This is a genomic window from Salinivibrio socompensis S35, from assembly GCF_000513715.1.
Classification (GTDB): Bacteria; Pseudomonadota; Gammaproteobacteria; order Enterobacterales; family Vibrionaceae; genus Salinivibrio; species Salinivibrio socompensis.
The window spans coordinates 1-7,690 of record NZ_AQOD01000156.1; the positions used below are offsets into that span (position 1 = coordinate 1).

The following is a 7,690-nucleotide window of genomic DNA, read 5'->3' on the forward strand; positions in this document are numbered from 1 at the left end:
CTTTTTTGCTGATCCTTTGTACTGGCCAGAGGTATGGTACGACAACCCAAGTATAAAGGATCCACACCTTATCTACCCAGGTGACACCTTGGTCCTGAAGTGGCAACACGGGGTACCGCATATTGAGTACCCACCATCTCGTGCGGCTTCGGCAGACGCATCGGTATCGCCAGTGCCGAGTGTCGACCCCTTACTCTTGCCTCACTTAGCACAAGATACCTTGATTGAGAAAGCGCGACTGGTTGCACTACCTCGGGTGTTGGGATCGACTGAGGGGCGTCGCCTTTTATCAACGCAGGACTCTGTGTATATCGATGCCGCGCTGCATTCGACCGATTGGCAGGTATATCGAGTGGCGCACACATTCTCGTCTCGACGCCCGGAGCAAGCCATTGATAATCCGCCGGAGATGGTCAGCTTAACGCATGTGGCCAATGGCTCAGTTACCGGTGTGGCATCGAACTATAGTGTGATGACGCTGACCGAGGTCAATCAAGAGGTACGGCCCAACGACGTGTTATTGCCGGTTCCCGAATATTCTAAGACGCAATTTTGGCCTCATCCAGCGACGACGAAAACGACCCTGCTGGGTCATCTCTATGGCAGTGAATACGTGGCGCAAGGACAATTAGTGGTGTTGGATAAAGGATCAAAGGCGCAAGTCTCGGCTGGGCAAGTGTTTCAAGTGACTCAGCCTGGCAAGCAGGTAATGAATCAGCCGGGTGATTACCGGTATCAAGCACAAGGCAGTAAAGCGCTAAGTAAGACTATCTTGTTACCGAGCGTCAAAATCGGTGAGGTGATGGTCATCCGTACCTATCCTTGGATGAGTTTGGCGGTGGTCAAGCAAGCCACTCAACCGATGAAAGCCGGCATGCACGCGGTTCCGCCGTCAAACGCTCGGGTCAATCATGAATGATGATACGTTATACGCTTGGTTAATCTTGGCTCAAGTGCCACGTTTGCGGGCTAATCAACGTCGAAAGCTCTTATCGACATGGCCGGTCGAGGTGATCCCTCAACAATCTCAGCAGGCGTTGGCCGCGGCTGGGTTAACCGAGGGACAATGCCAGGCAGTGCACAGCCCTAATCAGGCGGTAATCAGTGCGAGTTTACGCTGGGCCGAAGCGCCCGACTGTCACTTACTTTGCCGTGATCATCCCGCTTACCCCTCGTTGTTAAAAGAAATCGCGAGTGCGCCTCTTATCCTCTATGTGCAAGGTGATCCTAGCGCTCTAGCGAAGCCCCAGCTCGCCATGGTGGGCAGCCGTCATGCTACACAGTCTGGACTCAGTACGGCCTATCAATTTGCCAAACAATTGGCCGACTACGGTTTGACCATTACCAGCGGCTTAGCGTTGGGCATTGATGGCCGTGCGCACAAAGGTGCCTTAGACGGGAACGGACAAACACTAGCGGTGCTGGGAAGTGGGTTAGGGCGGATTTATCCTGCGCGTCACCGTGGCTTAGCCAGCCGAATCATCACACAAGGCGCGTTGGTGTCCGAGTTTTGGCCAGATGCGCCGCCACGTGCAGAGCACTTCCCTCGTCGCAACCGTCTGATCAGTGGCTTGTCAGCGGGCGTATTAGTGGTCGAGGCCGCACCGCAAAGCGGCTCATTGATTACCGCGCGTTACGCACTAGAGCAAAACCGAGGGGTGTTTGCGATCCCAGGTCCCATCGATCAGGTCCAAGCGCGGGGGTGCCACCAGTTGATCAAGCAGGGCGCAACCTTGACGGACAGTGTGGATGATATTTTAACTGAGGTAGACAGTTTGGTTCAGTTTGCTGTGAGCCAACAAAGCGAATTATTTAGTGATGAGCCCAAGTTAGATGCCGATCAAGGATTGCCATTTCCTACGCTGTTGGCTAACGTAGGGACTAACGCGACGTGCGTTGACGTACTAGCTGAGCGCTGCAACCAACCGGTTCACGAAATCATGATGCAGTTGTTAGACTTAGAACTCCAGGGGCTTGTAGCAGCAGTACCCGGTGGCTATGTCAGAACGAGGAGGGGCTAGCATGATGGACATTCTTATGTACCTGTTTGAAACCTACATCCATAGTGATGTTGAGGTCATAATCGATCAGGACGAGTTAGCGGATGAATTGTCCCGCGCGGGTTTTCATCAAGACGATATTTATAAGGCCCTAAACTGGCTGGAAAAATTAGCTCAGTTACAAAATGCGGATAAACAGCCCTATCTATCAGGTAGTGCACAGAGCTCGATTCGTGTCTTCACCGAGCAAGAAACCCGTTTTCTGGATCAAGAAAGCCGAGGGTTTTTATTATTTTTAGAACAAGCTGGGGTGTTGTCACCAGAAACGCGTGAGATGGTGATCGATCGGGTCATGGAGTTAGAAACGCAAGAGTTCGGCTTAGACGATCTGAAATGGGTGATCCTGATGGTGCTGTTTAACGTGCCAGGTAACGAGCGTGCGTATACACAGATGGAAGACATGTTGTACGACGCACAAGAGGGGTACGTGCATTAACGCTTATCAATGATAGTAAAGGTGTGAATGAATACAGAGAATACCCCGAAGACGGAGGAGCGCTGCCCAGAATGTGGCAGCGCTCTTGCGTTTAAATCGGGCAAACGAGGGCCGTTTTTGGCCTGCACGGCGTATCCAAACTGCCACTATACCAAAGCGCTTCATCATGGCGATGGCCATGTAGTCAAAGCCCTTGGGGTTGCGTGCCCGGAATGTCATCATGGGGAGTTAGTATTGCGCCAAGCCGATTTGGTATGTTTATCGGCTGCGATCAGTTTCCACAATGCTCCCATATTGAAAAAACGGACGAGCCAGATCACACTGCGTTGAGTTGCCCTGCTTGTACTAAAGGTGAGCTGGTGGAGCGCACATCCCGTTACGGCAAACGCTTTTTTGCCTGTGACCAATATCCTAAATGTCACTTTGCCGTGAACGTCCAACCGATTGCGGGTCGCTGCGAAAAATGTGGCTTTGCGTTATTAGTAGAGCGCAAGAAAGGCGGGAAAGTCGGTACACCAATGTGCCGACAAGCTCTGCAGCGCGGTTCAAGGTGAACCGGCTGCAGAGTCTGGGGATTAATCGGCTTGCGCGGCCAGTGCCAGCGCGGCGGATTTCAAACCGTGAAAGGCGTCGTCGGGTAGGTAACTGGCTAAGCTGGCTAACTTAGTGGCAAGCTCGGAGGCCGACGCTGCAGTGACATTGATATGGCCTACTTTGCGCCCCGGTTGAGGTGTTTTATTGTACCAATGCACATGGGCGTCGCGATAGGTCGCAAGTGGGACACTACCTTGACCTAAAATATTGACCATCGCAGTGGGCTGAACCAAACGGGTGGCGCCAAGTGGTAAGCCGCTGACCGCGCGCAGGTGGTTTTCAAACTGGCAACATGCGCTACCTTGCTGCGTCCAGTGGCCCGAGTTATGGACTCGAGGTGCAATTTCGTTAACCAGCAAGCTGCCATCCACATCAAAAAACTCAACCGCGAGTACGCCGACATAGTTGAGTGTGTCGGCAATCTTTTTCACCATTTCCGCAGCTTTTGCCTGCAAAACGTGTTCGTCAGGGCGCGCCACTGACAGGGTTAGTACCCCGTCATGGTGATGATTTTGGGTCAGGCTGTAGCTGGCAAATTCGCCATTGGTGCCACGCACACCAATCAGTGAGACTTCTCGGTCAAAGGGAATCATGGCTTCGGCAATAATTGCTTGTCCATCGCGCTGTTCGGGGGCGGCAAGAAACGCCTCCAATTCGGTCCATAGTGCGTCGAGATCATCGCCATCACGATAGCGCCACTGTCCTTTTCCATCATAGCCATCGAGAGTGCTTTTCAGCACTAAGGGCGCACTCAGTGCGTCGACAGCCTTTTCTAAATCAGCCTGTGTATGCACCACACGGTATGGCGCATTGGCGACGCCTGCTTGCATCAGCAGGGCTTTCTCAATTTGGCGGTCGCCACCGGTTAAAATCGCCTGCGCACTGGGGCGTAACTTCCCACTTTGCTCACATTGATGCAAAATATCGGCGGGAATATGCTCAAACTCGGCGGTGATAATGTCTGCGCCGGCTATCGCGGTATCGAGCCCTTGGCCGCGCGGCTGCTGGGTCAGTGGATGAATAATATCGCCACTACGCACATCATAGGCACTGACAGTAAGATTGAGCGGCGCGCCGGCCAATGCTATCATTCGGGCCAGTTGCCCCGCACCTAACACCAGAATATTCATGGTTTTACCCTTGTGGGATGGGTTGAGCGAGAACGGCCTCAGTTTGCGCTTGACGAAACGCATCCACTTTTGCCATCAAATCAGGGTCGGCCGTTGCGAGAATTTGTGCCGCAAGGAGGCCTGCATTTGCGGCGCCTGACTCACCAATGGCAAGCGTACCAACCGCCACGCCTTTGGGCATTTGAGCAATAGAAAGTAGCGAATCCATGCCCTTTAATGCTTTTGACTGTACCGGCACACCCAGCACCGGCAGGCTGGTATGTGCGGCGGTCATTCCTGGAAGATGAGCGGCACCACCGGCGCCGGCAATAATCACTTTAATTCCTCGCTCGGCCGCTTGTTGGGCGTAATCGGCAAGTAATTGTGGCGTGCGGTGGGCGGAGACAATACGGGTTTCGTAAGGGATGGCAAAGTGATCCAACATGGCAGCCGCATGTGTCATGGTGGGCCAATCGGATTGCGAACCATGATGATACCGACAGTCATAATACGTCCTTCTTGATGACAAGCGTGAATAAGATACGCTGAGCGTGGCGCGAATTATACCCAGATTCCATTGTAAGGAAAACGTTTGCGTCAGTGGTGGGAGATGAAATTCCGCCAAGATCCCATTGCGTGGATCAGGTAAAGTAACCACATAGTCTCAGTAACAAAGGATGTGAGCGTGGCACACGGTCAGTCGACAATTGATAAACAAGCCGTAAAGGCTTTTTTCCTCCAGCTTCAAGATGATATTTGCCAACAGCTGGCGCAAGAAGATGGTCAAGCGCGTTTTATTGAAGATGCGTGGGAGCGAGAGAAAGGCGGCGGAGGGCGCAGTCGCGTCCTGCGTCAGGGCCAGGTGTTTGAGCAAGCAGGGGTGAACTTTTCGCACGTCTTTGGCGATCAAATGCCTGCTTCGGCCACAGCGCATCGTCCTGAACTCGCCGGTCGCTGCTTTGAAGCGATGGGGGTGTCGTTAGTGATTCATCCCCACAACCTTACGTGCCGACCTCGCATGCTAACGTGCGCTTTTTCATTGCCGAAAAAGAAGGCGCGGATCCGGTTTGGTGGTTTGGTGGGGGCTTTGATCTCACGCCTTTCTATCCGTTCGAGGAAGACTGCCAGCATTGGCATGAGACCGCCAAAGCCTTGTGCGCGCCCTTTGGTGATAGCGTATACGCTGATCACAAAGCATGGTGCGATCGCTATTTTTATTCTGCCCCATCGCGATGAAACCCGTGGTGTCGGCGGGCTTTTCTTTGATGATTTAAACCAGTGGCCATTCGAGCAGTGCTTTGCCTACACCCAAGCGGTTGGAAAAGGTTTTATCGATGCCTATCTGCCGATTGTACAGTGCCGCAAAGCAACGCCTTATGGCGAGCGTGAGCGAGATTTCCAGCTTTACCGCCGTGGGCGCTATGTCGAGTTTAACTTGGTGTATGACAGAGGCACGCTGTTTGGGCTACAAAGTGGTGGGCGCACTGAATCCATTCTAATGTCGATGCCGCCCATGGCGCGCTGGGAATATAACTGGTCGCCAGAAGAAGATACACCGGAAGCGAGACTCTATCGCAATTATCTTAAACCGAGGGAGTGGTAACGGATGACCGATCTTTATTGCGTGGTCGGCCACCCGATTGGCCACAGTCAATCACCGCAGATCCACGCCGCATTTGCGACACAAACTCAACAAGATATCGACTATCAAGCGATTGAGGCGCCGCTCGAAGGCTTTGTCACCACCATACAGAGGTTTTTTGCTGAGGGAGGACGCGGTGCCAATGTCACCGTGCCCTTTAAACAGCAAGCGTATGACTGGGCGGATACACTGACAGAGCGTGCCCGTCGTGCCGGTGCCGTGAATACGCTGGTCAAGCAAAGCGATGGTAGCGTTCTGGGTGATAACACCGATGGCGCAGGCTTGGTGACCGACTTATTGCATCACCATGTGGCACTGTGCGATAAGCGTATTATGGTGGTGGGAGCTGGGGGCGCTGCACGTGGCGTCCTTCTTCCTTTACTCGAGCAGAGCCCTGCGTCGCTATTGATTGTTAACCGCACCGAGCAAAAAGCGCAGCAACTTGCCGCTGCGTTTGGTGAGACGGGGCCGATTGCTAGCCACGCCGTGGATAAACCCTTGGCGGCCCCCGTTGATGTGATCATTAACGCGACCTCGGCAAGCTTGCATCAAAGCTATCCACCTATCCCTCATGGCGCGATTGGCCCGCATGCCACAGTCTATGACATGGTGTATCAAGCTGGCTGCACAACAAGCAACCAATGGGCGCAAAGCCAAGGGGCAGGACGATGTTTAGACGGTTTGGGCATGCTGGTGGAGCAAGCGGCAGAAAGCTTTGCCGTGTGGCGTGGTTGTCGGCCGCAAACCGAACAGGTGCGTGAACAGTTAAGAGAGGCGCTCAGCGAATGAATCAATCCCTCATCCTCGCTGTGGACCAAGCGCAGATCGATATGGGGCAGGCGCGTGTTTGTTTTTACGGCCAGCTTAATGGGGCATTACTACAATGCGCCGTCCGCTTTACCACCTTATCGGTGCTCGCGGGCTTTACGGTGGACAGTGATAATGCCCAGGCGATAGTCGAACAGGTCTGGTTTGATATTGAAGAGCGCATGGAAGAAGCCATCGAGTCAGAAGCCTTTGAACTTCGATGGCAGCTTAGTGATCTAGCTACCGCAGCGGTAGGTCTCTTTGGTGTCGACATAGTTTTGCGCTGAGCGTGCAAAATAGGCGTGCTCTTGCTCTGTAAGCGGCCGTACTTGTTTGACCGGTGAGCCTACATAGAGATAGCCGCTTTCTAACCGTTTTCCTGGCGGGACTAAACTGCCAGCGCCAATCAGAACCTCATCTTCAATCACTGCGTCATCGAGAACAATGGTGCCCATCCCTACCAGCACACGGTTACCGATACGACAGCCGTGCAGCATGACTTTGTGGCCGATTGTCACCTCTTCGCCAATAATCAGCGGATAGCCTTGTGGGTTGTCTGCATTTTTATGGGTGACATGAAGCACTGAACCATCTTGCACGTTGGTGCGTGCGCCAATCTGAATATGGTTCACGTCGCCTCGGGCGGCAACCAGCGGCCAAATACTGACATCATCTCCCAGCGTAATATCGCCAGCCAATACACTGGATTCATCAATATAGACTCGCTCACCAAGTTGAGGTGTTATCCCTTTAAAGGCGCGTAGCTGTTTTGCCATCACAAATCCCTCTTTTATCTCTGTATAATGTCGAATAAGGGCGGGTTTGGTGTCAGTTTTACACCCTAGCGAATAAAAAAACAGCGAGTGATAAGTTTTTTCTAAAAAACAATCTAAAAAGGGCTTGCCAAATCTGATCAGCTTCCCTATAATGCGCCTCCATCGACACGGCAGGCAGCGCAAGCGCTCAGCGCCATGTCGGAGTAAAAAAAATCAAAATAAAAAAATAAAACGCTTTGACGTGAGTTTTTAAAAGATTAAGATAG

At 52.7% G+C, this 7,690-nt stretch carries 10 protein-coding genes and 1 pseudogene; 8 read left to right on the top strand and 3 right to left on the bottom strand.

Translation table 11 applies throughout. The annotated features are described in order from the left end of the window. From DZ54_RS25305 to DZ54_RS27600, 5 genes are all read left to right on the top strand, one after another. Positions 1–919, top strand: a 919-nt coding sequence (locus tag DZ54_RS25305) for a LysM peptidoglycan-binding domain-containing protein (RefSeq protein WP_025674981.1), incomplete at its 5' end; no start/stop codon positions are given. Continuing rightward, positions 912–2,021, top strand: a complete 1,110-nt coding sequence (gene dprA, locus DZ54_RS0115165; RefSeq protein ID WP_025674982.1) for a DNA-processing protein DprA — start codon at positions 912–914, stop codon at positions 2,019–2,021. The genes DZ54_RS25305 and dprA, both read left to right, overlap by 8 nt. Before the next feature lies 1 nt (position 2,022). Then, positions 2,023–2,496, top strand: coding sequence for a DUF494 family protein (locus tag DZ54_RS0115170; RefSeq protein ID WP_025674983.1), 474 nt, complete (start codon positions 2,023–2,025; stop codon positions 2,494–2,496). A 27-nt stretch (positions 2,497–2,523) separates the two neighbouring features. Further along, positions 2,524–2,826 (top strand): DNA topoisomerase family protein, encoded by a 303-nt coding sequence (locus tag DZ54_RS27595; RefSeq protein ID WP_128080546.1) that lies wholly within the window; start codon positions 2,524–2,526, stop codon positions 2,824–2,826. Further along, the gene (locus tag DZ54_RS27600; protein ID WP_420804864.1) at positions 2,751–3,050 is read left to right on the top strand and encodes a DNA topoisomerase family protein; all 300 of its coding nucleotides are present in this window, start codon (positions 2,751–2,753) and stop codon (positions 3,048–3,050) included. Before DZ54_RS27595 ends, DZ54_RS27600 begins: the two co-directional genes overlap by 76 nt. Positions 3,051–3,071: 21 nt before the next feature. Here DZ54_RS27600 and DZ54_RS0115180 read toward each other — a convergent pair whose 3' ends face one another. Both DZ54_RS0115180 and purE read right to left on the bottom strand, forming a co-directional pair. Beyond that, positions 3,072–4,220 (bottom strand): 5-(carboxyamino)imidazole ribonucleotide synthase, encoded by a 1,149-nt coding sequence (locus DZ54_RS0115180; RefSeq protein WP_025674984.1) that lies wholly within the window; start codon positions 4,218–4,220, stop codon positions 3,072–3,074. 4 nt (positions 4,221–4,224) lie between these two features. Then, positions 4,225–4,706: pseudogene (gene purE, locus DZ54_RS22340) on the bottom strand (5-(carboxyamino)imidazole ribonucleotide mutase). Positions 4,707–4,884: 178 nt separating this feature from the next. On the opposite strand from purE, the gene hemF reads away from it, so the two are divergent. The 3 genes from hemF to DZ54_RS0115200 are packed head-to-tail and all read left to right on the top strand — an operon-like array spanning position 4,885 to position 6,935. Then, positions 4,885–5,802: an oxygen-dependent coproporphyrinogen oxidase gene (gene hemF / locus DZ54_RS22345; RefSeq protein WP_338057076.1), complete on the top strand. Its 918-nt coding sequence runs from the start codon at positions 4,885–4,887 to the stop codon at positions 5,800–5,802. A 3-nt stretch (positions 5,803–5,805) separates the two neighbouring features. Continuing rightward, positions 5,806–6,630: a shikimate dehydrogenase gene (aroE, locus tag DZ54_RS0115195; protein WP_025674986.1), complete on the top strand. Its 825-nt coding sequence runs from the start codon at positions 5,806–5,808 to the stop codon at positions 6,628–6,630. Further along, positions 6,627–6,935, top strand: a complete 309-nt coding sequence (locus tag DZ54_RS0115200) for a DUF1488 family protein (protein ID WP_025674988.1) — start codon at positions 6,627–6,629, stop codon at positions 6,933–6,935. Before aroE ends, DZ54_RS0115200 begins: the two co-directional genes overlap by 4 nt. Here the strand turns inward: DZ54_RS0115200 and DZ54_RS0115205 are convergent. Then, positions 6,885–7,424, bottom strand: coding sequence for a gamma carbonic anhydrase family protein (locus DZ54_RS0115205; protein ID WP_025674989.1), 540 nt, complete (start codon positions 7,422–7,424; stop codon positions 6,885–6,887). The two genes, DZ54_RS0115200 and DZ54_RS0115205, sit on opposite strands and share 51 nt — an antisense overlap. Positions 7,425–7,690: the final 266 nt, after the last annotated feature.

What these genes read in the sequence shown, in the direction of transcription:
- dprA (WP_025674982.1), top strand. Translation starts at nt 912, where the DNA reads ATGAATGATGATACGTTATACGCTTGGTTAATCTTGGCTCAAGTGCCA.
- DZ54_RS0115170 (WP_025674983.1), top strand. Translation starts at nt 2,023, where the DNA reads ATGATGGACATTCTTATGTACCTGTTTGAAACCTACATCCATAGTGAT.
- DZ54_RS27595 (WP_128080546.1), top strand. Translation starts at nt 2,524, where the DNA reads ATGAATACAGAGAATACCCCGAAGACGGAGGAGCGCTGCCCAGAATGT.
- DZ54_RS27600 (WP_420804864.1), top strand. Translation starts at nt 2,751, where the DNA reads ATGTTTATCGGCTGCGATCAGTTTCCACAATGCTCCCATATTGAAAAA.
- DZ54_RS0115180 (WP_025674984.1), bottom strand. Translation starts at nt 4,220, where the DNA reads ATGAATATTCTGGTGTTAGGTGCGGGGCAACTGGCCCGAATGATAGCA.
- aroE (WP_025674986.1), top strand. Translation starts at nt 5,806, where the DNA reads ATGACCGATCTTTATTGCGTGGTCGGCCACCCGATTGGCCACAGTCAA.
- DZ54_RS0115200 (WP_025674988.1), top strand. Translation starts at nt 6,627, where the DNA reads ATGAATCAATCCCTCATCCTCGCTGTGGACCAAGCGCAGATCGATATG.
- DZ54_RS0115205 (WP_025674989.1), bottom strand. Translation starts at nt 7,424, where the DNA reads ATGGCAAAACAGCTACGCGCCTTTAAAGGGATAACACCTCAACTTGGT.